The sequence below is a fragment of the Paraburkholderia ultramafica genome, assembly GCF_902859915.1.
GTDB lineage: Bacteria > Pseudomonadota > Gammaproteobacteria > Burkholderiales > Burkholderiaceae > Paraburkholderia > Paraburkholderia ultramafica.
In genome coordinates this window covers 45,109-69,458 of the sequence record NZ_CADIKK010000007.1, presented here as the reverse complement: position 1 = coordinate 69,458, position 24,350 = coordinate 45,109, and the positions used below count along the sequence as shown (strand labels likewise).

Genomic DNA, 24,350 nt, shown 5'->3' with positions numbered 1-24,350 from the left:
GAATCGACGTGGCGCTACGCGGCCTTGACGGCCGTGCGGGCGAACTGCGCGTCGATCGCGGTGGCGGCCACCTTGCCGTCCTGCACCGCTTGCACCGTCAGGTCGATGCCGCCGGTGGCCGCGCAATCGCCGCCGGCCCACACACCGGGCAGCGAGGTTTGCCCGTGCGCATCGACTTCGATACGGCTGCCGTCCAGCGTCAGCAACTCACGTTCGATGCCAACCGCCACCAGCGTTTGCCCGATCGCCTTGAGCACCATGTCGGCTTCGACCACGAAGCGCTCCTGACTGCCATCGCGCGACGTGCGCTCGAATTCGACGCCCGTGACCACACCGCCCCCGCCGAGCAAACGCAGCGGCGCTGCATGCGTGACGAGCGTGACGCCGCAGGTCTGCGCGAAATCGCGCTCGGCCGATGTGGCGCTCATCGACTCGACGCCGCGCCGGTACACCATCGTCACCGACGTCGCGCCGAGCTTGCGGCTTTGCACGGCGGCGTCCACCGCGGTATTGCCGCCGCCGATCACGACGACGCGGCGGCCCACCGGCACCGTGCCGAAGTCGTTCGCGCTGCGGATCTGTTCGATGAAGTCCACCGCGTTCATCACGCCGCCCAGATCCTCGCCGTCCATCGCGAGCGCCCGCACGCCGGTAAGGCCGATCGCGAGGAACACCGCGTCGTGCCGCTCGCGCAACGCGGCGAGTTCGATATCGCGCCCGAGCGCTACGCCATGCTCGATCCCGATACCGCCGACCGAGCACAGCCACGCCACTTCACGCTGCGCAAAATCGTCGACGGTCTTGTAGGCGGCGATGCCGTATTCGTTCAGGCCGCCGGCCTTCTCATGCGCGTCGTAGATCGTCACGCGATGACCCGCGAGCGCCAGCCGATGCGCGCACGCCAGCCCCGCCGGTCCCGCGCCGACCACGGCGACATGCCGCCCGGTTTCGGCGGCCCGTTTGAACAGCGGCTCGCCGCGCGCCATCGCCCAATCGGTCGCATGCCGTTGCAATGCGCCGATCGCCACCGGCTTCGCGTCCTGATGGTTACGCACGCACGCGCCCTCGCACAGAATCTCGGTCGGACAGACGCGCGCGCACATCCCGCCCATCGGGTTGGCCGACAGAATATCCACGGCCGCGCCTTTCAGATTGCCGTTGCTTATCTTGCGAATGAAGCTGGGAATGTCGATTTGCGTCGGGCACGCATTCACGCACGGCGCGTCGTAACAGTAGTGACAGCGGCTCGCCGCCGCGGCCGCCGCGCTCGCGTCGAGCAAGGGCGCGATGTCGGAGAACTCGCATGAGAGCTGCTCGGGCGACAGGCGCTGGGCCGCAATGTCACCGGTTTGCTTGATGGCCATACACGTTCCTTCTTCGATGTGAGGACGTAGCCGTACCTGCCGGCTGCGCTGAAGCGGAGCCGGGACGGCATGTTTTATGGGCACTACGGTTAAGGCAAGTAAAAAAACGACCGCTACGGCGTTATGAAACCGGCTCGCACGCTCGCTCCAGCATCGCGTGCAGCAGCACGTTGGCGCCCGCTTCGATCCACTCGAAGGTGGCGTCCTCGATCTCGTTGTGACTAATCCCGTCGACGCACGGCACGAACACCATCGAGGTCGGCGCGACTTGCGAGAGATAACACGCGTCGTGCCCCGCCCCGGACACCATGTTGCGATGCGAATAGCCGAAGCGTTCGGCGGCCGCGCGCACGGACTTCACACAGGCTTCGTCGAACGCGACCGGCGCGTAGTAAAAGATCTGCTCGAGTTCGGTATCCAGACCGATGCCGTTCGCGATCTCGGCCACGCCCTTGCGCAACGCGGCATCCATCTTCGCGAGCACCGCGTCGTCGGGATGACGGAAATCGACGGTGAAGAACACGCGGCCCGGAATCACGTTGCGCGAGTTCGGATAGACCTGCATCATGCCGACCGTCGCGCAGCCGAAGGGCGCGTTGTCGAGGCCGATGCGGTTGACCAGATCGATCACGCGCGCGGCGCCGAGCAACGCGTCGCGACGGCGCGGCATTGGCGTCGGACCCGCGTGCGCTTCCTGCCCGGTCAGCGTGATTTCGTACCAGCGCTGACCTTGCGCATCGGTCACGACGCCGATGGTTTTCTGCTCGGCTTCGAGAATCGGCCCTTGTTCGATGTGCAATTCGAACGCTGCATGCAGCGGCCGGCCGCCGCACGGCAGAGCGCCCGCATAGCCGATGCGCTTGAGTTCCTCGCCGATCGTCTTGCCGTCCACGTCCTTGCGTGACAGACCGTAGTCCAGCGTGAACACGCCGGCGAACACGCCCGATGCGACCATCGCCGGCGCGAAGCGCGAGCCTTCCTCGTTGGTCCAGATCACCACCTCGACCGGGTGCTCGGTTTCGATGCCGTGATCGTTCAGACTCCGAATCACTTCGAGACCGCCCAGCACGCCGTAGATGCCGTCGAAGCGGCCGCCGGTCGGCTGCGAGTCCGCGTGCGAACCGGTCATCACCGGCAGCGCATCAGGGTTGCGCCCGGCGCGGCGCATGAACACATTGCCCATCTTATCGACACTGACCGTGCAGCCGGCTTGCTTCGCCCAACTGACGATCAGATCGCGCCCCTGCTTGTCGAGGTCGGTGAGCGCCAGGCGGCAGACGCCGCCTTTGGGCGTGGCGCCGATCTTCGCCATCGTCATCAGGCTGTCCCACAGCCGCTGGCCGTCGACCTTGATCGATGTTGCGGGGGCTGCAGCGTTCTTCAGCGCTTCGGATACCGCGTTCATTCGTCTCGCTCCTTTCGGTGAACCGACATGAAACTGGTGCATCGGCGGCGGGTTTTGGGGCGTGGCCGCACGGCGGCGGTGCACGTTCGATGCGCCCGATCACCTCTTGTACAGAGGGCAAACCCTGAGGCACCGCCCGCTCTCTCAATCCTGTCCAGTTGGACAGGTTGTAGACGATTAAGCCCGCCAAATCAACACCTTTCGTACGCAGGGAAACATAGCGAGAAGCGTGCCATTGCATTGCAGCACGGCTGTGCCGCGAGCAACGAATGCGCATGTGGACGCCGCGTCAAGCGGCTAGAATGAAGCGCGACGCGGCGCCGATGCCGCCGAAGGCGAACATGAGAGACGACGACGTGGCAGCCGAGATCAGGGAAAACGACGATACACGCACGCCTTTGCGGCGACGCAAGGCGCACATTCGTGAGTCGAATGAAGCGCATCTGCTGGCGTGCGCCGAGGCGGTTTTCGCCGAACGGGGACTCGACGGCACCAGCACCGCGATGATCGCGGAGCGTGCAGGCTTACCGAAAGCCAACGTGCATTACTACTTCCCGACCAAGCTCGCGCTGTACCGGCGCGTGCTCGAAGACCTGTTCGAAGACTGGCACAAGGCAGCCGATACGTTCGAATGCAGCGACGACCCGGTCGAAGCGATCGGCGGCTATGTTCGCGCGAAAATGGAATTGTCGCGCCGCCGGCCGCTCGGCTCGAAGGTGTGGGCGAGCGAGATCATCCACGGCGCGGAGCACATGGAAGACATTCTCACCGGACGCGTGAAGCCGTGGCTCGACAGCCGGGTGAAAGTGATCGACGACTGGATTGCGCGCGGCCTCCTCGCACCGGTCGATGCGCAGACGCTGATGTACATGATCTGGGCGACCACCCAGCACTACGCCGACTTCGACGCGCAGATTCGCGCGCTCAAGGGCAAGCGCGCGTTGACGCAGAAAGCGTTCGAAGCCACCACCGAAGAAGTCGTGCAACTGGTGATCCGCGCGTGCGGAGCGGTATCGCCGTCGCAGCGCGAAGACGGGGCTGATCCTTCAAGGTGACACATGGACGAAGGCCCCGCGAATCCTGATGATTCGCGGGGCCTTCATTTGCAGCACCTTTCGGGGTAGCGAGCTTCGCAAGCGTGGTGTTTCAGTAAGTCTCCAGATGCAGCCGCCCTTCCCTCTTCAACTTCGCCCACAGTGCTTCCCAATCCAGTTGATGCTGCTCGCCGATCTCCTTGAGCGCTTGCAGCACGCCGTCTTCCATACCCTTCAAACCGCACACATAGATGTACGTGCTGTCGTCCTTGAGCATCTGCGCGACATCGACCGCGCGTTCGCGCATCGCGTCCTGCACGTAGCGCTTCGCTTGCCCCGGCGTGCGCGAGAACGCGAAGTTCGTGTCCATGAAATCCTTCGGCAGATTCATCAGCGGTCCGAAGTACGGTAGTTCTTCCTTGGTCCGCGCGCCGAAGAACAGCATCAGCTTGCCGGTCGCGCCTTTCAGCCGGCGCCGCCGCCGATACTCGGTCATTGCGCGCATCGGTGCGGAGCCGGTGCCCGTGCAGATCATCAGCAGATGCGAGTTCGGATGGTTCGGCATCAGGAAGGTCGCGCCGAATGGGCCGATCACGGTGACCACGTCGCCCTTCTTCAGATCGCACAGGTAGTTCGAGCACACACCGTCGAGCGCGTCGCCGTGTTGCTGAGAAACCCGCTTGACCGTCAGCGACACGTTGTTATAGCCGGGCCGCTCGCCGTCGCGCGGGCTCGCCACCGAATACTGGCGCGCGTGATGCGTGCGGCCGTCGGCGCCAGCTCCTGGCGGCAGAATGCCGATCGACTGGCCTTCCAGCACCGGAAACGGCATCGAACCGAAATCGAGCACGATGTGATGAATGTCGCTGTCGGTCGTGCAGTCCGTGAGCCGGTAGTTGCCGACCACCGTCGCGGTGATCGGCGCCTTGTGCGTGTAGAGATTCACGTACGGCTTCGCGGCCGACCACGGCGGCACGACCGAACCGCGCACGGTATCCACTTCGATGCCGCTCGCCTCCGCGGGCGTATCGCCCGATGCGCCCGCGCCCGACGACTCGTCCACGGCGGGCACCGCCATGGTGTTCTGCTCCGGCAACACGTCCCACGTGAACTGCTCTGCGATCGAATACGCATCGGCCTTCAGCACCGTGCGCCAGTTGTCGATCGCGCCGGTCGGACACGGCGGCACGCACGCCATGCAGCCATTGCAGACATCCGCCTTGACCACATAGTTGTTGTCGTCGTGCGTGATCGCATCGATCGGACAAGTCTCTTCGCAGGTATTGCAGCGAATGCAGATTTCCGGATCGATCAGATGCTGCCTGAGAACTTCGATCGATACTGGGCCGTTCATGACTTCCTCCACCAGGGTGTGCAGCGACAAGCGTGCTGCGCGTCTCTCGTGCGATCAGTTAAAGCGCACGTATTCGAAATCGATCGGCTGGCGGTTGATGCCCATCGCCGGCGGCGCAATCCAGTTCGCGAACTTGCCGGCTTCCGTGACGCGGCCCATCAGCGACGCAACGTAACCGCGGTCTTCAGGCGTTGCGAGCCACTTCGCTTCGTTGGCGGCCCATTCGGTTTCGCTGACCACGCGGCCATCGGGCGACACGCGGGTGCCCGCGAACGTGCCGATCTGACGATTGAACGCCTTGTTCGGCACCGTCATGCGGAAATCGATGCCGGCCTTTTCGAGCACCTTGTTCCAGCGCCCCACACCTGCCATCGAGTCCTTGATGTAATCGTCGCGCAGCACTTCGTTCATCGCGTTGAGCATCGGCACTTCGCGCTCGACCAGCTTGCCGTCCTGCACGTCGAGCAGCTTGTAGCTCTGGCCGTTCAACTGATGATCGTCGTCGCGCTTGCCCTCTTCATAGCGGCCTTTCAAACCGGAGCTATAGAACGTGGCCGCATTCGACGAATGATCGGCGCCGAACAGGTCGATGGTCACCGAGTAGTGGAAGTTCAGATAGCGCTGGATGGTCGGCAGATCGATCACGCCGGCCGCGCGAATCTTCGCGACGTCGTCGGTGCCCAGTTGGTTCATCACCTGGGCGGTGCGCTGGATCACGCGCGACACGCCCGATTCGCCGACGAACATGTGATGCGCTTCCTCGGTCAGCATGAACTTCGTGGTGCGCGCGAGCGGGTCGAAGCCCGACTCGGCGAGCGCCGACAACTGGAACTTGCCGTCGCGATCGGTGAAGTACGTGAACATGTAGAACGCGAGCCAGTCCGGCGTTTTCTCGTTGAACGCGCCGAGAATGCGGGGATTGTCGTCGTCGCCCGAGCGACGGCCGAGCAATGCTTCGGCTTCCTCACGGCCGTCGCGGCCGAAGTAGCGATGCAGCAGATACACCATCGCCCACAGGTGGCGGCCTTCTTCGACGTTGACCTGGAACAGGTTGCGCAGGTCGTACAGGGAAGGCGCGGTCAGACCGAGGTGACGCTGCTGCTCGACCGACGCCGGTTCCGTGTCACCTTGCGTGACGATGATGCGGCGCAGGTTGGCACGATGCTCGCCTGGCACGTCCTGCCATGCCGCTTCGCCCTTGTGTTCGCCGAAGTGGATCTTGCGGTCCTGCTCGCCGGGCGTCAGGAAAATGCCCCAGCGGTAATCCGGCATCTTCACGTGATCGAAGTGCGCCCAGCCGCCCGCGTCGACGCTCACCGCCGTGCGCAGATAGACGTCGTAGCCATGCGAGCCTTCCGGGCCCATATCACCCCACCACGACAGAAAATTCGGCTGCCATTGTTCGAGCGCACGTTGCAAGGTGCGGTCGTCGGCAAGGTTGACGTTGTTCGGAATCTTTTCGCTGTAGTTGATCGTTGACATGGTCGGTTCCTTGTTCGGAAGCTGCAGTGATGACGATGAGAGGCGCGTATCGGGCAGGTGGCGCTGCGTCAGGTTCGTCAGGTCGCGTTGCTTGCATGAAGTGCGCTCTGCAGGTTGCTGGGGTGCAGGCGCACGTTCAGGCGAGCATCAAACGCGCGAGACATCGAATTGCGCCTTGCTGCCCTTGCCGTACACCTTGAGCGCACCCTTCTCGCCCACTGCGTTCGGCCGGTTGAAAATCCAGTTCTGCCAGGCGGTGAGACGGCCGAAGATGCGCGTCTCCATCGTTTCCGGGCCGTTGAAGCGCAGATTCGCTTCGAGGCCGGTCAATGCGTCCGGCGACATCGCCGCGCGTTCTTCGAGCGCGATGCGAATTTCGTCGGCCCAGTCGATATCGTCGGGCGATGCGGTCACGAGGCCAAGGTGTTCGGCCTCGACCGGCTTCACCGGCTGGCCGATCCGCGAGCGCGCGGCGTCGAGCGGCTCGGCTTCCTCATAGAAGCGCCGGGCGAGCCGCGACTGATGCGTGACCAGCGGATAAAGACCGAAGTTGACTTCGGACAGCGTGATGGCCGGCTCTTCCTCTTCATTGCTCGGCAACGCGGCCATGTAGGTTCGATCAGCGGCGAACGCGAGTTCCGCGAAAGTGCCGGCAAAGCACGAACCGGGCTCGATCAGCGCGAACAACGAACGCGACGACACATCGATGCGCGCGAGCGTGCGGCGCAACAGGCCGATGGTCTCGCGCACGAACCAGTGGTCCTTGTGCTGCAGCAGCGTGGCGTCGGCGGCAAGCAGATTGCGCGCATCACCTTCGGTTTTGAAGACCCAGGTGCCGACTTCGAGTTCGTTGGTGCGCATCGACAGGATCGCGTCGTCGAGTTCGCGAGCGAATTGCAGCGGCCACCAGTTCACACCGGCTGCGATGATTGCGTCGATACTCGTGGGCGGTTCGCTTTGCGGCGATTTGGCCGTGAACGTCGCGATGCGCTTCGCGCGGTCGATCGTGACGTCGAGTGTTTGATAGGTCAGGCCGTCGGCGCGATCGGTGCGTTCGATACGCGTGAGCACCACGCCCTGTGCGTTTGCCGGGCGGTCGCTGTGCGCGGCGAGTTCGAGCGCGCGCGCCTGGATCGCCTGATCGAACTGGTTCGGCTTCACGACTTCATCGACGAGACGCCACGCCTTCGCGCGTTCACCGCGCACGCCTTCGACCACCGTGCAGAAGATGTCGGCGCGATCGTGGCGCACCTTGCGCTTGTCCGTGACGCGCGTCAGGCCGCCGGTGCCCGGCAGCACGCCCAGCAGCGGCACTTCCGGCAGCGACACCGACGACGAGCGGTCGTCCACCAGATAGATCTCGTCGCAAGCGAGCGCGAGTTCGTAGCCGCCGCCGGCGCAGGCGCCGTTCACCGCGGCGAGAAACTTCAGACCGGAATGACGCGACGAGTCTTCCAGACCGTTGCGCGTTTCGTTGGTGAACTTGCAGAAGTTGACCTTCCACGCATGCGTGGACAGACCCAGCATGAAGATGTTGGCGCCCGAGCAGAACACGCGGTCCTTCAGGCTCGTCAGCACCACGGTTTTGACTTCAGGATGCTCGAAGCGGATGCGCTGGATGGCGTCGTGCAGTTCGATGTCGACACCGAGGTCGTATGAATTGAGCTTCAGCTTGTAGCCGTCGCGGATGCCGCCGTCTTCGGCGATATCGATCCCGAGCGTCGCAACGGGACCGTTGAAGCTCAGCTTCCAATGCTTGTACTGCGAAGGATCGGTGCGGTATTCGACCGGCGCAACGGCGGTTTCTGCTGTGGACATGGGGCGTCTCCTGTGTCGATCGGAGTTAGCGCTTTAGCGCTTACTCCGATCCCATGCAAAGATAGTTGTGACTGGACGATGCAAAACTCGTTTTTTGAACAATAGTGCATCGTCAACTCCATGTAAAGCACTTTAGTGCATATTTGCTAGTAAACCCTGGCGCTCCAGTGCACGTCAGCTCACCCGGGCGTCGTCCGGCGATTCCGCGGCCAGTCTTGCAGCAAGGCGGTCGCGCAGTTGCAGATAGGCGTCGGCGAGGGTTTTCTCGCTGGTGTCGAAGGTCATGTCGGCACGCCCGTACAACTCGCCACGTCCTGCGAGGATGCGCTTCAGGTCGTCCATCGCCTCCTTGTTGCCCGACATCGGCCGCAGGTCGCCTTGCGCGATGACGCGGCGCATATGCTCTTCCGGCGTGGCCTGCAACCACACGGTGAAGCAATGCGACAGCAGCGCGTTGAAGGTGCCCGACTCGGACACCAGGCCACCCGGCGACGCAATCACCGCACGCTCGTGTTCGTGAATCACCGCTTCGAGCGCGCGGTGCTCATAGCGCCGGTAAGCGCTCGCTCCATACAGCGAGTGAATCTCCGACGGCGGGCAGCCGGCCAGTTGCTCGATCACGCGCGTCAGTTCGATGAACGGCACCTTGCGCTCCTGCGCCAGCATCCGCCCGAGGGTCGATTTGCCGGCGCCGCGCAGACCGATCAGCGCAATCCGGTCCTTGCGATGCGGGTCGCGCGGCGCTTGTGCGAACATCTCGGCAAGCGCCACGCGCGCGCGCTGCAACGCCGCCTGATCGCGGCCGTGCAGCAGTTCGCGGATCAGCAGCCATTCGGCGGAGGCGGTGGTTTCGTCGCCGATCACTTCGGCGAGCGCACAATTCAAGGTGGCCGCGAGTTGCCGCAGCACCAGCACCGACGCATTGCCGACGCCCGACTCCAGATTCGCCAGATGCCGCTCCGACAAGCCGGTTTCGGTGGCGAGCGTCTTGCGGGTCATGCCGCGGCGCGCGCGCAGCAGCCGCACGCGCTCGCCCATCGCGGTCAGAAACGGATCGCGCTCCTCGCGCTCGCTGCCGCGCTCGGCCCGCTCGGCGCGGTTCGCATCGTCGTCGGCGGGCTCGCCCAGCGGTGCGGGAGAGTACTTTTGATTCATGTTTTACCACCTCGTGACTGCGTTACATGTACTATAGTGCTTGACACACACTGGACGAACAGTTAATTTTCGCCAAATATTGATCCAATAACAAACGCTGTCGAGCTCTTTCGGCAGCGCTATGGAGACGGCGCGGTAACACGCATGAATTAAGGTGCCTTTGGGCATCTCAGGCGAGTGAGCGCACCAATCTGGAGGTCGCATGTCCCCACATGAATTCCAGCGCCTGATTGCGGGCGTCACTGAGCAACTCGCCGGCCGGCCGCTCGACGGCCAGCTCGCGGCCTGGCTGAACGACACCTACCCGGCCGATAGCGCGACGTTCCGCGATCTCGCGAACGCGTGCCGCAGCGGCGTCGCCGAAGGCTGGCTGTGCAACCGCGCAGGCGGCGGCATTCGCTACGGCCGCATCTTCAAGCCATTGCCCGAGACCCACGGCTTTTCCGTCGACGTCGTCGACATGCGCGACATTGCCGGTCCGCATCACGTTCATCCGCATGGCGAAATCGACCTGATCATGCCGCTCACGGAAGGCGCGACGTTCGACGGCCATCCGGCCGGCTGGTGTGTGTACGGCCCCGGCTCCGCGCATCGTCCGACCGTCGCGAACGGCCAGGCGCTGGTGCTGTATCTGTTGCCGCAAGGCGCGATCGAATTCACTTCCGCTTGAGAAAACCATGACCGAACTCTTGAAGAACCATGTGGCCGGCCAGTGGATCGCCGGCAGCGGCGCAGGCGTGACGCTGACCGATCCGGTGACGGGCGCAGCGCTCGTGCGCGTCTCGAGCGCGGGTCTCGACCTCGCGCAGGCCTTCAGCTTTGCGCGCGACGCGGCGGGCGCCGCGCTGCGCGCGCTGACCTATGCGCAGCGCGCCGCCCGCCTCGCCGAGATCGTCAAGCTGCTGCAAGCGAAGCGCGACGACTACTACGCGATCGCTACCTCGAACTCGGGCACCACGCGCAACGACTCGGCGGTCGATATCGACGGCGGCATGTTTACTTTGTCGTACTACGCGAAACTCGGTGCGTCGCTCGGCGACGTGCATGCGCTGCGCGACGGCGATAGTGTCGCGCTAGGCAAGGATCAATCGTTCAGCGTGCAGCACGTGCTGACCCCGACGCGCGGCGTCGCGCTCTTCATCAATGCCTTCAACTTTCCGTCCTGGGGTCTGTGGGAGAAAGCGGCGCCCGCGTTGCTATCGGGCGTGCCGGTCATCGTCAAACCCGCCACGGCCACCGCATGGCTCACACAGCGCATGGTCGCCGATGTGGTCGATGCAGGCATTCTGCCGCCTGGCGCGCTCTCGGTGATCTGCGGCAGCTCCGCGGGTCTGCTCGATCAGATTCAGGCGTTCGATGTCGTGTCGTTCACCGGCTCGGCTGAAACCGCCGCCACGCTGCGCGAGCATCCGGCTTTCGTACAGTGCGGCGCGCGTCTGAACGTCGAAGCCGACAGCCTGAACAGCGCGATTCTGTGCGCCGATGCCATGCCCGATACGCCCGCCTTCGACTTGTTCATCAAGGAAGTGGTGCGCGAAATGACGGTCAAGTCCGGGCAGAAATGCACGGCGATCCGCCGTGGGTTCGTGCCGGAAGCGGCGCTCGAAGCCGTGCTCGACGCACTCAAAGCAAAGCTCGCGAAAATCAGCGTCGGCAATCCGCGCAACGAAGCCGTGCGGATGGGCTCGCTCGTGAGCCGCGAGCAATACGAGAACGTGCTGGCCGGCATCGCCGCGTTGCGTGAGGAAGCAGTGCTCGCGTACGACGGCTCGGCTGCGCCGCTGATCGACGCGGACCCGGCGATTGCGGCTTGCGTCGCGCCGCATCTGTTCGTGGTCAACGACCCGGACAGCGCGACGCTGCTGCACGACGTCGAAGTATTCGGACCGGTGGCGAGTATTGCACCGTATCGCGTCGGCGCGAACGGCAATGGCTTGCCCGAAGCGCACGCGGTCGCGCTGGCACGGCGCGGCCACGGCTCGCTCGTCGCGTCGATCTATTCGAACGACGATGCGCATCTCGGCCGGCTGGCGCTGGAACTCGCCGATTCGCACGGACGCGTGCATGCGATCTCGCCATCGGTCCAGCAGAGTCAAACCGGTCACGGCAATGTGATGCCGATGTCGCTGCATGGCGGCCCCGGCCGCGCGGGCGGCGGTGAAGAACTCGGCGGCTTGCGCGCGCTCGGCTTCTATCACCGGCGCTGCGCCGTTCAGGCGCCAGGCGCGGCCATCGACACACTCATGCAAACGACTCACTTGCCCACGGTCTAGCGGCACGAGGCGAGCTGCACGCATCGCGCGGATCACGAGCACAGAACAGCCGGACCGCCCCCACCGATGGAGGAGACATATGGAAGCCCTGCTGGAAACAGCTGCAAGTCAAACCGCCGCGACGGTCGCGCCGCCACCCCCGCTATTCAATTTCGCCGCGTACCTGTTTCGGCTGAATGAGACGCGCGCCGGCAAGATCGCCTATATCGACGACGCCGGCACCACCACTTACGGCGAACTCGAAGAACGCGCGCGGCGCTTCGCGACCGCACTGCGCACACTCGGCGTGCATCCCGAGGAGCGCGTGCTGCTCGTGATGCTCGATACCGTCGCGCTGCCGATCGCTTTTCTCGGCGCACTGTATGCGGGCGTCGTGCCGGTGGTCGCGAACACGCTGCTCACCGCCGCCGACTATGTGTACATGCTCACCCATAGCCATGCGCGTGCCGTGATCGCTTCGGGTCCGTTACTGCCGAGCGTCACGCAGGCGCTGGATACGGCCGAACATGACGGTTGCCAGTTGATCGTGTCACAGCCCGTGTCACAGCCCGTGTCACAACCCGCCTCACAGCCGCTCGACGGCGAGCCGCTGCCCGCACTCCGGCTCGAAGCGCTGATCGACGCCGCCACGCCCGCCGTCAAAGGCTGCGCGAGCGGTTGCGACGACATCGCGTTCTGGCTGTATTCGTCGGGCTCGACCGGCAAGCCGAAAGGCACGGTCCACACGCATGCGAATCTGTACTGGACCGGCGAGCTGTACGCGAAGGCGGTGTTGGGGATCGTCGAAAGCGACGTAGTGTTTTCGGCAGCCAAGCTGTTCTTTGCGTACGGTCTCGGCAATGCGCTGACGTTCCCGCTTTCGGTCGGCGCCACCGCCGTGCTGATGGCGGAGCGCCCTACCGCCGACGCGATTTTCGCGCGCCTCGTCCAGCATCGCCCCACCATTTTCTACGGCGTGCCCACGCTGTACGCGAGCATGCTGGTGTCGCCCAACCTGCCCGCGCGCGACGCTGTCGCGATGCGTGTCTGCGCGTCGGCGGGCGAAGCATTGCCGCGTGAAATCGGCGAGCGCTTCACCGCGCACTTCGGCGCCGAAATTCTCGACGGCATCGGCTCGACCGAAATGCTGCATATCTTCCTGTCGAATCGCTCGGGCGCGGTCGAATACGGCACGACCGGCCGCCCCGTGCCGGGCTACGAAGTGGAACTGCGCGACGAAGCCGGTCATCCGGTGCCGGATGGCGAAATCGGCGACCTGTATATCAAGGGGCCGAGTGCGGCGCTGATGTACTGGGGCAATCGCGAGAAGTCGCGCGCGACGTTCCTCGGCGAATGGATTCGCAGCGGCGACAAGTATCGCCGGCTGCCGAACGGCTGCTATGTCTATGCGGGCCGCAGCGACGACATGCTGAAAGTCAGCGGCCAGTATGTGTCGCCGGTCGAAGTGGAGATGGTGCTGGTGCAACACGACGCGGTGCTCGAAGCGGCGGTGGTCGGCGTCGATCACGGCGGCCTGGTGAAGACTCGCGCGTTCGTCGTCTTGAAGCGCGACTTCGCGCCGTCTGAGATACTCGCGGATGAGTTGAAGGCCTTCGTCAAGGAACGGCTCGCGCCGCATAAGTATCCGCGCGATATCGTGTTCGTCGACGATTTGCCGAAAACCGCCACCGGCAAGATTCAACGCTTCAAACTGCGCGAACAGTCATAAGGTGATCCATGCAGAACCCCGCCCTCGCCGCCGCTGCCGCCACCACGGCCAGCGGCTTCGCTGAACTGCCCGCTACGGCATCGCACGGGCCGTTGCGCATCGAATATCGCTGGCTCAACGAAACGGCGTCCGACGCGCCGCTCGCCGTATTCCTGCACGAAGGGCTCGGCTCGATCGCGATGTGGCGCGACTGGCCGCAAGCGTTGTGCGAGCGGCTCGGCATGCGTGGCCTCGTGTATTCGCGGCCCGGCTACGGACTGTCGACGCCGCGTGAGCACGGCGTGAAATGGCCGGTCGATTTCATGACGGCCCAGGCGCGCGACATTCTCCCCGCTTTGCTCGATGCACTCGAGATCGACATGCGGGAACGCCAGCGCATGTGGGTGATCGGCCATAGCGACGGCGGCTCGATCGCGCTGCTGTACGCGGCACTGTATCCGGACGCGCTGGCGGGCGCTGTGGTCATTGCACCGCATGTGTTCGTCGAAGACATCTCGGTGGAGAGCATCGCCCAGACGAAGCAGCTCTACGAAACCACGGATCTGCGCAGCAAGCTCAGCCGCTATCACGCCGACGTCGATTCCGCGTTCTATGGCTGGAACGACATCTGGCTGAATCCGGCGTTCAGGCAGTGGACCATTAGCGCGGAACTGGCGTCCATCCGCCAGCCGCTGGTCGCGATACAAGGCCATGACGACAACTACGGCACGATGGCGCAGATTGATACGATCGCCGCCCGCGTGCCGCATGCGAAGCTCGTCAAGCTCGATGCCTGCGGACATTCGCCGCATCGCGATGCACCGGATAAGTTGAACGATGCGATTGCGGCGTTTGTTTCGGCGCAGCGTTAGTCCCTCACCCTTTCTTCACAAAAATTACACAGGTCAGCGATTATGCTGCCACATCGCTGACCTCGGCACACCGATGCCCTGGCGCCCCTGCCCCGTGCCGGAGACATTGTCATGTCCGTTGAGTCGAAGCCCAGTCCTGCTTTGCCGCGCAAACGTTTGACAAGCGCATTGATCGCCGCGTCGCTGTGCACATCGCTCGGCGCATGCGGCAACGACGACAACGCAGCGGACACCAGCACGCTCAGCTCCACCCATAGTCCTGCCGACCACGGCAACACGCTCGCGGTTCTGCCAGCGAATCCGTCGTTGGCCACGCCCGCGCCGGCCGCGCTCACGGTTCAAACGCCCGCGCTGCCCGCCTCGGGCGCCGACGCAACGCTGTCCGCCGCCGCGCCGGCGCCGCTCGCCACCCCCGTCATCCACACCGTGGATTGAGTTCCGCGCCGCACACGACGCGCGGCTCGTGTGCGCGCGCCATGTGCATCGTTCGTCAACTGAAGATCGAAAGCCAAAACCATGACTTCAAGAAATCGCCGTGATTTTCTGCGCTCCGCCGCGCAAGCCGCCGGTTCCGCCACCGCGTTGAGCATGTTGCCGCTGGGCATTCGCAACGCGCTCGCCATTCCGGCGAACAACCGCACCGGTTCGATCCGCGACGTCGAACACATCGTCGTGCTGATGCAGGAGAACCGCTCGTTCGACCACTACTTCGGCACGCTCAAAGGCGTCCGCGGTTTTGGCGACACCCGCGCGATCAATCTGCCGAACGGCAAGCCGGTGTGGTATCAACCGCTCGCGGCGGATGCCGGCTACGTGCTGCCGTTCCGCCCGAGCGCACCCAACCTGGGCCTGCAATTCCTGCAGGATCTCGCGCACGACTGGGGCAGCACGCACGCGGCATGGCACGGCGGCCGCAACGATCAATGGGTGCCGGCCAAGAGCGCGACGACGATGGCCTACCTGATGCGTGACGACATTCCGTTTCACTATCAGCTCGCCGACGCGTTCACGATCTGCGACGCGTACCACTGCTCGCTGATGGGCCCGACGGACCCGAACCGCTACTACATGTGGAGCGGCTGGGTCGGCAACGACGGCAGCGGCGGCGGCCCGGTGATCGACAACTCCGAACTCGGCTACGGCTGGTCCACCTATCCTGAAGTGCTGCAGAACGCGGGCATCTCGTGGAAGATCTATCAGGACGTCGGCACCGGTCTCGACGCGAACGGCTCGTGGGGCTGGACGCAGAACCCGTACATCGGCAACTACGGCGACAACTCGCTGCTCTACTTCAACCAGTACCGTAATGCGCAGCCTGGCAACCCGCTGTACGACAACGCGCGCACGGGCACCAACGCGGCCAAAGGCGACGGCTACTTCGACATTCTGAAGCGCGACGTGCAGAACAACACGCTGCCGCAAGTTTCATGGATCGTCGCGCCCGAAGCGTATTCCGAACATCCGAACTGGCCGTCGAACTACGGCGCGTGGTACATCGATCAGGTCTTGCAGATTCTCACGTCGAATCCCGAGGTGTGGAGCAAGACGGTGCTGCTGATCAATTACGACGAGAACGACGGCTTCTTCGATCACATCGCGCCGCCGTTCGCGCCGTCGTCGAATGCCAGCGGTCTGTCCACCGTCGACACCAGCAACGAAATCTATCCGGGCGATTCGAAAACGGCCGCGGCCCCGTACGGGCTCGGTCCGCGTGTGCCGATGCTGGTGGTCTCGCCGTGGTCGAAAGGCGGCTATGTGTGCTCGGAACTGTTCGACCATACGTCGGTGATCCGCTTCATCGAAAAGCGTTTCGGCCAGCGGCACAACCTCGGCGAATCGAACATCACGCCGTGGCGTCGCGCGGTCTGCGGCGATCTGATGTCGGCGTTCAACTTCAGCAGTCCGAACGACACGTTGCCGACGCTGCCGGGCACGAGCGCGTACGTGCCCGCCGATCAGAACCGTCATCCGGATTACGTGCCGCTGCCGCCGGCCGTGCAGGCGGTGCCGAAGCAGGAGCCCGGCGTGCGCCCCGCGCGCGCGTTGCCGTACGAACTGTTCGTACGCGTGCACGGCGAAGGGTCGGCCAACCAGCTGACGATGCGCTTCGTCAACACGGGCCGCACCGGCGCGGTGTTCCTCGTCTATGCGGCGAACAGTCCCGACGCGCCGCGCACCTATACGGTCGAAGCCGGCAAGCGGTTGCAGGATCAGTTGCCGTTGAATGCGGACGGCACCTACGATTTCACCGTGTACGGCCCGAACGGGTTTCTGCGTCGCTTCGCGGGCAAGCCGGTCGCCCGCAACTGGTGGCACGGCTCGGACGTCGCGCGGCCTGACATCGCCGAGGGCTACGACGTATCGAACGGCAATCTGCAACTGCGGCTGGAAAACGTGGGCAGCGCGCGTTGCCAGTTCACGATCGTCAACGCGTACGACGCGAACAACGTGATCCGCCTTTCGGTGCGCGGCGGCGATACCGAACAGCTCTACCTCGATCTGCGCAACGCATATGGCTGGTACGACCTGGCGATCACGGTCGATACCGACGCATCGTTCGTGCGGCGCTTCGCCGGACACGTGGAGACCGGCAAGAGCAGCATGAGCGATCCGGCCTTGGGTCGTTGAGCTTCTGTCGCACGTCGGGGCAGAATAGTGGCGCTGCGCGATGTCAAGGCGGTTCGCGCAGCGCCTGCCTGTTGTTGGAAGCCGTTCGTTACGCAGCGCTCGCCGTGCACGATCCTTGTCGTCAAGACGCGTTGCGCGCGCCGCTTATGACTCGAAGTCGAGGCCGCCGATCAACGCCACGGGTTCGCCCTGCGTATGCGATAGAAAATCCAGTTCGCGCGCGTGGGTCCACGCGGTCAGCTTGCGCGGCAGCGCGGCGAGATAGTTGGCGAAACGTGTCTGCCCTTGCGCGCCCATCAGCCTTTCGATCTCATCGCCGTCCCAGGTCAGATACAGATTCAACGGATGCGCGTAGTGGCCCAGCTCCGCGAGCGGCGCTGCATGAATCCGCACGCGGGTGGGATGCCCAGGGCCGCCGTACGACAGCACTTCGGTATGCACGGTGGTGGCGAAACAGGCGGCAAGCGCCTTGGCAATACGCGGCGCAAACTGTTCATCGAAACGGGCGGCACTCTCCGGACGCATCTATGTCTCCGACGTTATGCGCAATCATCGGAGCATCGTAGCATGCGTCCGGGCCGCGTCACGCAACCTTCAGCACCACCCTGAAACGAGCTGCGCCACTCATCATCCGGTCATACGCTTCGGCCGCACGCTCGAGCGGAAACTCCTCAATCATCGGCTTGACGCCGGAGAGTGCGCTGAACGCAAGCGTATCCTGAGAGTCAGCGGAAGTTCCTGACGGCCAACCCTGAATCGAATTGCGTCCCATGATGAACTGGGCGATTGGAACTTCAACGGGCTCTTCTGATAACCCGACCATGATCATCTTCCCGTTTAACCCCAACCCGCCAACTGCCGCGCTCATGGCCTTGCCACTCGTGACCGTCGCGAGTATTACCTTCGCACCGCCCAGCCTGGTCAGTTCCTCCGGGATACTCTGTGTTGTGCTGTCGATGTAGTGGTGAGCCCCGAGTTCTTTCGCCAGTGATGCCTTGTCTTGTCCGCGGGCGATCGCAACGGTATTGAAGCCCATCTTCCGGGCGAACTGCACGCCCAGGTGTCCGAGGCCGCCGATACCAAGAACCGCAACCACGTCGCCTGCGCGGGCGCCACTATTCCTCAACGCGTTGAATGTCGTAATTCCAGCGCACAGTAACGGTGCTGCATCCGCATCAGACAGGTCATCCGGGATGCTGGCCAGCGCTTCTACCGGGGCAACGATGAACTCTGCATAACCACCGTCGTAGCTGATGCCTGGCACCTGCGCTTTTTCACAAAGAACAAAATCGCCCTGGCGGCAACGCGCGCACCGGCCGCAATGACCTCCATGCCAACCGACGCCAACCCGCCGCCCGGCGCTCCATCCCTCCACGCCAGTTCCGACGGCATCGATAATGCCGGCTATTTCATGGCCCGGAACCCGCGGATATTGCAGACCCGGCCAGAGCCCCTCTTTGGTCAACGAATCACTGTGGCAAATTCCACACGCCTGAACCTTGATGCGAACCTGACCCTCGCCCGGTTGAGGAACGTCCAGCTCGACGAGCTTCAATGGGCCTCCCGCTGCTTGCACTTGTACAGCCTTCATCCTGGACATGGACTTCACCTCGCTGGTCGCCGATGTGGTCGGCATTCCGGGGGCCGGCCTGGATTCACCGTCCCACCGCGTTAAATGAACGCGTTCGGAGAGTTTAGCGCAAGGCTTTCACTTTTTTCGCCGTCTGAAAAGCACGCCGAATCCAATCGCGACAAACAAGGCCACCATCAGACTGGCGCTCATGCCGATCGGGTTGCGGGAGTCACTCGGACTGGAAGCAGCAGAAGCGACAGCAGGCGCGGAAGCCTGCATCGCTACCGGCTGCGGGAGCGCTACGCCGGCGGCACTGCCTTGGCGAACGAGAGACGCCTCCGAGGTTGGGGAGGCCTGCAATGCGACAGAGGGAACTGCATCCGAAGGAGGCCCTACTGGAGCCATGTCAGTAGACGAGGCCATTGCCGGAGCCCGTGCAGGGGTAGCGACGGCTTTGACAGACTTGGCCATCGCCGCCCACCGGGCAAATACGCCGTCGATGCAGTGGACGTCGGTGCAGGCGCTGCGCGCTTGCCTCCACCGGGCGAGTTGTTCGGGCGAGAGCTTCCCGCTGCGCAGCAGAGCCTGCTGTTGCGCGAAGATATCGTCGTACTCATTGTTCAGGATGGCGTGGTCGCATATGACGCGCTCAGCCAGTTGTCGTGTGGTTGCACATTGAATATCGCTCGCCCATGCTCCGGTTGAGCCAAAAGCTACTACTGACAGCAGCAAGACCCAATGTCGACCTGGATGCATCGGTCCTCCTTGAATGTGATTGCCGTGATTAACCGCGCTCGCTTGTGAGCGAACTCCAAAATTGTGCCTGTCGTACTCGAGGGACACCTGGCGGCTACGCCGCATCAGGCGTGCCAGTGCAATCGCGAGAAAGGTCTGGCTTAACCACCACGATTGAAAACAGGGGCCGCCCGGTTCAACCAGGCAACCAATATGAGGGGCAACGTGATGGCGGTCATGCAGCCAGGCGGTGTTCGTAATAGGGGCGGTCCCTGTCGTCAAGTATTCCGTACAACGCCGCCAGGTCGCCCGAATCGGGATTCAACCACGCGTCAATGTTTTCAGGCTTGATCGGAATGATGCAACGGTCATGGCCAGCGGCAGCAACCTCGGGTGGTGGCTCATCGGTTATTGCCGCAAATGACAGCAGGTCAGACTCACCCGGCGCGGACCAGCGTGACCACAGGCAAGCTACCAGCATGTCGTGGGGCGGATTCGGGTTGAACTCGAGGACCACATTCTCGTCCTTCACGCCTGGTGCAAGGTCGCGGCCTTCCATCTTCGCTCTGCTGACATTCTCATAGAAGGTGCTGACAACAAGAATGCCGTGTGAATAGCCGAATAGCGGCTGCCAAAAGCCCTGCAAGTTGTCACGTCTGGCGTTGTAGGTCCCCGGATATTTCACGTCGTACGACGCTGGTTTGCCAGCAATGCGGCATTGGTATCGCATTGGCCTAACGACCCGTTTTCCGTTTTCCATCACCATGACTGGCGCGTAGTGCCCCGGGAAAATGCGCGAATCGCGTGCATCAGGAACGGCACGCTGGATGTCTTCAAGCTTGCCAAGGGTCCAGGCGATTTTATCCGTCGCGATTCGCTGACTTTCGGCGGCTGCCCTGGTGACCTTCGCCTGAAGCGTGCGTTGCGCGTCTGCCAGCCTCTTACGTTGCTTGAACAGGTCTTGCTCCAGCTTCGAAGCCTGCTCCCGGTTGAACTTGTCGATGGAGGCTTTGATTTCGCGCTCGGCGTCAGTTTGCGGTTCGGCGAACGCGTCCTCCATTGCTTTCGGCACTTTCGCCTTGCTGGCGCCTTCGGCGCGCTCGAAGAACAACCGCGCGAATTCGCTGATGTCCATGATGGCGCCGAAGGTGCGCACGAATCTTCGGTAGTCAGCCAGAATTTGAGCCGAGTAGCACATGAATGCCTCCGTTTCGTCTTCCCATGATACGCATCCTCTGGAACGACGCGAGCGCGATGACCATGCGGAATCGACGGATGTCCGCGTGAACTTTGGGCAGCTTCATGCTGCCAAACAACATAGGGCGACTCGGACAATTGGCTATGGCAAGCGTACTGCTGGTAGACGATGATGTGGAGGCGTTGGCCGCGTGGGGCGCCAGTTGCGCCGCCGACGGCTTTGAAGTCAGAAGTGCGACCGACGGCCGGTCAGCATTGGCAATGTTCATTGAAGCCCCTGTCGATATAGTGGTCGCGGATTGGCGCATGCCACTCATGTCAGGGAGCGAACTCTGTCACCGTTTGCGCACTCTCCCTGGGTTGGCCGACGTTGTCTTTATTCTGGTTTCCGGCGAACCCAGTCCCCCTGCCTTCGTCAGCTATGACGGCTTCCTTCGTAAGCCAGTAGAGGGGCCATTTTTACTGACTACAATGCGGCGGCTGCTGGCAGAGCATGTAACCCATCGAGAGCAACAGCGCGGCAAGACAACATAGTCGATAAGCCGCCTCTTTGCGCACACACGGAGAACCCGAACGTACTTGCTGCCAGAAGGAAACGGCTACCGCATGCACAATGCCGAGTCAGCAAAAATTTCTGCTTGCAGTAATCAAGCCGCCAAGCAGATGGGACATGTCGACAAGTCGCTGTGCGACCAGGTGTCGAACCTCTCCTTCGCATTGCCACGTGCCATACACCGCGAGTAGCGATGCGCCCAAGGCTTCCTTGCGCTGTCGTTCAAACAAGGACGGCCAGATAATCACGTTGACGTTGCCAGTTTCATCCTCAAGCGTTAAAAAAAGCACACCCTTGGCCGTTCCCGGGCGCTGCCGCACCGTCACCAGTCCACAACCGCGGGCAAGGCGCCCGTCACGATAGGTGCGCAACGTTGATGCTGGCATTAACCGGTTTGCGAGCAGTTCCGGCCGCAGCAGCTCAAGCGGATGCCGGCCTAGCGTCAGGCCAACAGAACGGTAGTCAGCGACGATCTCGTGCGCCTGCGACGGTGCGCCCAGCTCAGGCGTCTCATCCTGAACCGCGGCGACGGCGAGCATGTCCTTATCAGGTACCGCAGCGACCGACTGCCAAAGCGCCTCGCGCCGGTTTCCCGCGAGCGACGCCAACGCGTTGGCGCCGGCTAGAACATGAAGGTCTTTCCGGTCCAGCTGCGCCCGGCGAGCAAGGTCGCTGACGCTCCCGAAAGTCCGAACTGCCCGCGCATTTTCAATCCGCTCCGCAGCGCCATCTTTCATGCCGCGAAGCAGCGACAGACCGAGACGAACAGCGGGTCGAGCCGCGCCGGCGTAGTGCTCAAGTGATGAGTCCCATCCGCTGATGGCCACATCGACTGGTAGCACTTTCACACCATGTCTCTGTGCATCCTGCACCAGTTGCGATGGTGAATAAAAACCCATCGGCTGGCTGTTGAGCATGGCAGCCAGGAAGGCCTCGGGTTCATGACACTTCAACCAGCTGCTGGCATACACGAGCAAGGCGAAACTGGCAGCATGACTTTCGGGAAAGCCGTATTCACCAAAGCCTTTGATCTGTTCAAAAATACCTTCGGCGAAGGCCTGGTCGTAGCCGCGTTCCTGCAAGCCATTTACGATGCGGTCATAGTATTTCTCAAGACCACCTTTGCGCTTCCAGGCCGCCATCGCTCTCCTCAACGCATCGGCCTCGCCCGGAGTAAACCCTGCCGCCGCAATCGCAATCTGCATCACTTGTTCCTGAAAAATCGGCACGCCAAGGGTTCGCCCAAGAGCTGTCTTCAGTGCGTCACCTGGATACGTCACGGGCTCAAATCCTTGCCGGCGCTGCAGGTAGGGATGAACAGCACCGCCCTGAATTGGCCCTGGCCGCACGATGGCGACTTCGATGACGAGGTCATAAAATGTGCGCGGCTGCATCCGCGGCAGCATGCTCATTTGCGCCCGGGATTCAATCTGGAAGACGCCGACGGTATCCGCCGCCGAAATCATTGTGTATGTCGCCGGATCTTCTGCGGGGATGTCTTGCATTTCGAAACGTCCGCCACGCTGCTCCGACACCAGGTCGAGCGTACGACGGATGGCGGAGAGCATGCCGAGTGCGAGGACATCTATCTTCAGCAATCCCAATGACTCAAGGTCATCTTTGTCCCACTCGATAACGGAACGGTCTGCCATCGCAGCGTTCTCCACTGGGACGAGCCTCGTGAGCTTGCCGCGACTGATGACAAAGCCGCCCGAGTGTTGCGAAAGGTGCCGAGGGAAACCGAGCAGTTGGGACGCAAGTCTTGCCCACGCCTGAATAAGTGGTTTCTCCGGGTCAAGTCCTGACTCCGCAAAGCGTTTGAGCAGGTCCTGGCTGGTATCAAACCAGTGGTGTGACCTGGCGACCGCATCCACAATCTGCGGGTCGACGCCAAGCGCCTTGCCAGTTTCACGCAACGCACCTCGCGGCCGATACGTAGAGACTGCCGCGGCAATCGCCGCCCGGTCGCGGCCGTACTTGCGATAGATGTATTGAATGACTTCTTCACGCCGCTGATGCTCGAAGTCGACGTCGATATCGGGTGGCTCGCCGCGCTCCTTCGAGATAAATCGCTCGAACAGCATGTTGCCTCGAGCCGGGTCCACCTCCGTCACCCCAAGGCAGTAACAGACAGCGGAGTTAGCGGCGGAGCCACGCCCCTGACACAGGATGTGCTGGCTGCGCGCGAAGCGCACGATGTCATAGACCGTCAGAAAGTACGGCTCGTACTGCAGGTCAGCTATCAGTTCGAGTTCGTGTTCAATCTGCTCCTGAACATTGTGCGGGATGCCCGAAGGAAATCGCCGTTGCGCTCCGATGTAGGTCTCCTGCCGGAGGTAAGCGGCCGGGGTAAAGCCCGCAGGCACCAGTTCGTCGGGATACTCGTAGCGGAGTTCATCGAGCGAAAATGTGCAGCGTCTCGCAATGTCGATGGTCGCGGCAAGCGCATCATCAGGGTAGAGATTCGCAAGCCGCAACCTGGAGCGCAAGTGCTGCTCTGCGTTAGGCGCGAGGTCGTAACCGCACTCGTGGACAGGCCTCCCTGCCCGGATGGCGGTCATGGTGTCCTGCAGCGGCTTGCGCGAACGCACATGCATGACGACGTTGCCCAGTGCAACGACAGGCACATCCTGATTGCGAGCGACGAATTCGACTGAGCCGCGATGAATGTCATCCATCGCGCGCTGATGCAGTACCAGACCGACCCACGCCCGGCGGGTGAAGGTATCGTCGAGCCACTCGAGCTGTGCGTGAAGCGCCGCCTCCTGCGCTGGGAAGTCGGGGAGGAGAATGGCGAGGCAGTCTGGCATCCCGAGCAGGTGGCGATACGCTTTCTCCGGCCGGGACAGGTCTTGAGGCGTGAGCCGGTATTCACCCTTCGGAGCGCGCGTGCGCGCCAGGCTGATGAGCTCAGACAGGTTGCCGTATCCCTCGCGGTTCTTCGCGAGCAGGATAAGTCCAAACGCTGGGGAGCCGTCGGCGTTCACCAGCCTGAAGTACGAGCCGACGATGAACGGCAGCTGCGCCGCCTTCGCGGCGACATGCGCGCGGACCACGCCGGCAAGTGAACACTCATCGGTTATCGCAAGCGCCGAGTAGCCCAGTTGAGCGGCGCGCTCAGCCAGCTCTTCCGCATGGGAGGCGCCGTGCAGAAAAGTGAAATTTGAAAAGCAGAATAGCTCCGCGTAGTCCGGCAGCGTGGAAAAGGTAGAGTCCATGG

18 protein-coding genes are annotated in these 24,350 nt (G+C 63.0%); 8 read left to right on the top strand and 10 right to left on the bottom strand.

What is annotated here, in order from left to right; all coding sequences use genetic code 11:
- Window positions 1–14: 14 nt before the first annotated feature.
- Together HV744_RS09545 and HV744_RS09540 are read right to left on the bottom strand one after the other, a co-directional pair.
- A complete protein-coding gene (locus HV744_RS09545) occupies window positions 15–1,364 on the bottom strand; it encodes an NAD(P)-dependent oxidoreductase (protein WP_175149271.1) in 1,350 nt (449 codons plus the stop codon).
- A 121-nt stretch (window positions 1,365–1,485) separates the two neighbouring features.
- Window positions 1,486–2,769 (bottom strand): Zn-dependent hydrolase, encoded by a 1,284-nt coding sequence (locus HV744_RS09540; protein ID WP_175149270.1) that lies wholly within the window; start codon window positions 2,767–2,769, stop codon window positions 1,486–1,488.
- A gap of 302 nt (window positions 2,770–3,071) precedes the next feature.
- On the opposite strand from HV744_RS09540, the gene HV744_RS09535 reads away from it, so the two are divergent.
- A complete protein-coding gene (locus HV744_RS09535) occupies window positions 3,072–3,824 on the top strand; it encodes a TetR/AcrR family transcriptional regulator (protein WP_175149269.1) in 753 nt (250 codons plus the stop codon).
- A gap of 91 nt (window positions 3,825–3,915) precedes the next feature.
- On the opposite strand, the gene boxA is transcribed toward HV744_RS09535, so the two are convergent.
- The 4 genes from boxA to HV744_RS09515 all read right to left on the bottom strand — a co-directional run bounded on the left by boxA (window position 3,916) and on the right by HV744_RS09515 (window position 9,612).
- Window positions 3,916–5,157 carry a benzoyl-CoA 2,3-epoxidase subunit BoxA gene (boxA, locus tag HV744_RS09530; protein WP_175149268.1) on the bottom strand — a complete coding sequence of 414 codons (1,242 nt, stop codon included), beginning with the start codon at window positions 5,155–5,157 and terminating at the stop codon, window positions 3,916–3,918.
- Between the two features lie 54 nt (window positions 5,158–5,211).
- Window positions 5,212–6,639 (bottom strand): benzoyl-CoA 2,3-epoxidase subunit BoxB, encoded by a 1,428-nt coding sequence (gene boxB, locus HV744_RS09525; RefSeq protein ID WP_175149267.1) that lies wholly within the window; start codon window positions 6,637–6,639, stop codon window positions 5,212–5,214.
- A 147-nt stretch (window positions 6,640–6,786) separates the two neighbouring features.
- Window positions 6,787–8,457: a 2,3-epoxybenzoyl-CoA dihydrolase gene (boxC, locus tag HV744_RS09520; RefSeq protein WP_175149266.1), complete on the bottom strand. Its 1,671-nt coding sequence runs from the start codon at window positions 8,455–8,457 to the stop codon at window positions 6,787–6,789.
- 174 nt (window positions 8,458–8,631) lie between these two features.
- Entirely contained in the window at window positions 8,632–9,612 is a 981-nt protein-coding gene (locus HV744_RS09515; protein ID WP_175149265.1) for a helix-turn-helix transcriptional regulator, read from the bottom strand.
- A gap of 202 nt (window positions 9,613–9,814) precedes the next feature.
- Between HV744_RS09515 and HV744_RS09510 the strand changes: the two genes are divergently transcribed.
- From HV744_RS09510 to HV744_RS09485, 6 genes are all read left to right on the top strand, one after another.
- On the top strand, window positions 9,815–10,282 hold the full coding sequence (locus HV744_RS09510) for a DUF4863 family protein (RefSeq protein ID WP_175149264.1): 468 nt from the start codon (window positions 9,815–9,817) through the stop codon (window positions 10,280–10,282).
- Between the two features lie 7 nt (window positions 10,283–10,289).
- Window positions 10,290–11,885, top strand: a complete 1,596-nt coding sequence (locus HV744_RS09505; protein WP_175149263.1) for a 3,4-dehydroadipyl-CoA semialdehyde dehydrogenase — start codon at window positions 10,290–10,292, stop codon at window positions 11,883–11,885.
- A gap of 79 nt (window positions 11,886–11,964) precedes the next feature.
- Complete coding sequence (locus HV744_RS09500; RefSeq protein ID WP_175149262.1) at window positions 11,965–13,593, top strand: benzoate-CoA ligase family protein; 1,629 nt, start codon at window positions 11,965–11,967, stop codon at window positions 13,591–13,593.
- Window positions 13,594–13,601: 8 nt separating this feature from the next.
- Complete coding sequence (locus HV744_RS09495; RefSeq protein WP_175149261.1) at window positions 13,602–14,444, top strand: alpha/beta fold hydrolase; 843 nt, start codon at window positions 13,602–13,604, stop codon at window positions 14,442–14,444.
- Window positions 14,445–14,555: 111 nt separating this feature from the next.
- The gene (locus HV744_RS09490; protein ID WP_175149260.1) at window positions 14,556–14,879 is read left to right on the top strand and encodes a hypothetical protein; all 324 of its coding nucleotides are present in this window, start codon (window positions 14,556–14,558) and stop codon (window positions 14,877–14,879) included.
- 81 nt (window positions 14,880–14,960) lie between these two features.
- Complete coding sequence (locus HV744_RS09485) at window positions 14,961–17,072, top strand: phosphocholine-specific phospholipase C (protein ID WP_175149259.1); 2,112 nt, start codon at window positions 14,961–14,963, stop codon at window positions 17,070–17,072.
- A gap of 144 nt (window positions 17,073–17,216) precedes the next feature.
- Here HV744_RS09485 and HV744_RS09480 read toward each other — a convergent pair whose 3' ends face one another.
- From HV744_RS09480 to HV744_RS09470, 3 genes are all read right to left on the bottom strand, one after another.
- A complete protein-coding gene (locus HV744_RS09480) occupies window positions 17,217–17,597 on the bottom strand; it encodes a DUF5594 family protein (RefSeq protein WP_175149258.1) in 381 nt (126 codons plus the stop codon).
- Window positions 17,598–17,655: 58 nt separating this feature from the next.
- Window positions 17,656–18,672: an alcohol dehydrogenase gene (locus tag HV744_RS09475; RefSeq protein WP_175149257.1), complete on the bottom strand. Its 1,017-nt coding sequence runs from the start codon at window positions 18,670–18,672 to the stop codon at window positions 17,656–17,658.
- Between the two features lie 943 nt (window positions 18,673–19,615).
- A complete protein-coding gene (locus HV744_RS09470; protein WP_175149256.1) occupies window positions 19,616–20,578 on the bottom strand; it encodes an SOS response-associated peptidase family protein in 963 nt (320 codons plus the stop codon).
- 143 nt (window positions 20,579–20,721) lie between these two features.
- Here HV744_RS09470 and HV744_RS09465 point away from each other — a divergent pair, with 143 nt between their 5' ends.
- Window positions 20,722–21,111: a response regulator gene (locus HV744_RS09465; RefSeq protein ID WP_175149255.1), complete on the top strand. Its 390-nt coding sequence runs from the start codon at window positions 20,722–20,724 to the stop codon at window positions 21,109–21,111.
- A gap of 87 nt (window positions 21,112–21,198) precedes the next feature.
- Here HV744_RS09465 and HV744_RS09460 read toward each other — a convergent pair whose 3' ends face one another.
- Entirely contained in the window at window positions 21,199–24,348 is a 3,150-nt protein-coding gene (locus HV744_RS09460) for an error-prone DNA polymerase (RefSeq protein ID WP_175149254.1), read from the bottom strand.
- Window positions 24,349–24,350 lie beyond the last annotated feature (2 nt).

What these genes read in the sequence shown, in the direction of transcription:
- HV744_RS09545 (WP_175149271.1), bottom strand. Translation starts at nt 1,364, where the DNA reads ATGGCCATCAAGCAAACCGGTGACATTGCGGCCCAGCGCCTGTCGCCC.
- HV744_RS09540 (WP_175149270.1), bottom strand. Translation starts at nt 2,769, where the DNA reads ATGAACGCGGTATCCGAAGCGCTGAAGAACGCTGCAGCCCCCGCAACA.
- HV744_RS09535 (WP_175149269.1), top strand. Translation starts at nt 3,072, where the DNA reads ATGAAGCGCGACGCGGCGCCGATGCCGCCGAAGGCGAACATGAGAGAC.
- boxA (WP_175149268.1), bottom strand. Translation starts at nt 5,157, where the DNA reads ATGAACGGCCCAGTATCGATCGAAGTTCTCAGGCAGCATCTGATCGAT.
- boxB (WP_175149267.1), bottom strand. Translation starts at nt 6,639, where the DNA reads ATGTCAACGATCAACTACAGCGAAAAGATTCCGAACAACGTCAACCTT.
- boxC (WP_175149266.1), bottom strand. Translation starts at nt 8,457, where the DNA reads ATGTCCACAGCAGAAACCGCCGTTGCGCCGGTCGAATACCGCACCGAT.
- HV744_RS09515 (WP_175149265.1), bottom strand. Translation starts at nt 9,612, where the DNA reads ATGAATCAAAAGTACTCTCCCGCACCGCTGGGCGAGCCCGCCGACGAC.
- HV744_RS09510 (WP_175149264.1), top strand. Translation starts at nt 9,815, where the DNA reads ATGTCCCCACATGAATTCCAGCGCCTGATTGCGGGCGTCACTGAGCAA.
- HV744_RS09505 (WP_175149263.1), top strand. Translation starts at nt 10,290, where the DNA reads ATGACCGAACTCTTGAAGAACCATGTGGCCGGCCAGTGGATCGCCGGC.
- HV744_RS09500 (WP_175149262.1), top strand. Translation starts at nt 11,965, where the DNA reads ATGGAAGCCCTGCTGGAAACAGCTGCAAGTCAAACCGCCGCGACGGTC.
- HV744_RS09495 (WP_175149261.1), top strand. Translation starts at nt 13,602, where the DNA reads ATGCAGAACCCCGCCCTCGCCGCCGCTGCCGCCACCACGGCCAGCGGC.
- HV744_RS09490 (WP_175149260.1), top strand. Translation starts at nt 14,556, where the DNA reads ATGTCCGTTGAGTCGAAGCCCAGTCCTGCTTTGCCGCGCAAACGTTTG.
- HV744_RS09485 (WP_175149259.1), top strand. Translation starts at nt 14,961, where the DNA reads ATGACTTCAAGAAATCGCCGTGATTTTCTGCGCTCCGCCGCGCAAGCC.
- HV744_RS09480 (WP_175149258.1), bottom strand. Translation starts at nt 17,597, where the DNA reads ATGCGTCCGGAGAGTGCCGCCCGTTTCGATGAACAGTTTGCGCCGCGT.
- HV744_RS09475 (WP_175149257.1), bottom strand. Translation starts at nt 18,672, where the DNA reads ATGTCCAGGATGAAGGCTGTACAAGTGCAAGCAGCGGGAGGCCCATTG.
- HV744_RS09470 (WP_175149256.1), bottom strand. Translation starts at nt 20,578, where the DNA reads ATGTGCTACTCGGCTCAAATTCTGGCTGACTACCGAAGATTCGTGCGC.
- HV744_RS09465 (WP_175149255.1), top strand. Translation starts at nt 20,722, where the DNA reads ATGGCAAGCGTACTGCTGGTAGACGATGATGTGGAGGCGTTGGCCGCG.
- HV744_RS09460 (WP_175149254.1), bottom strand. Translation starts at nt 24,348, where the DNA reads ATGGACTCTACCTTTTCCACGCTGCCGGACTACGCGGAGCTATTCTGC.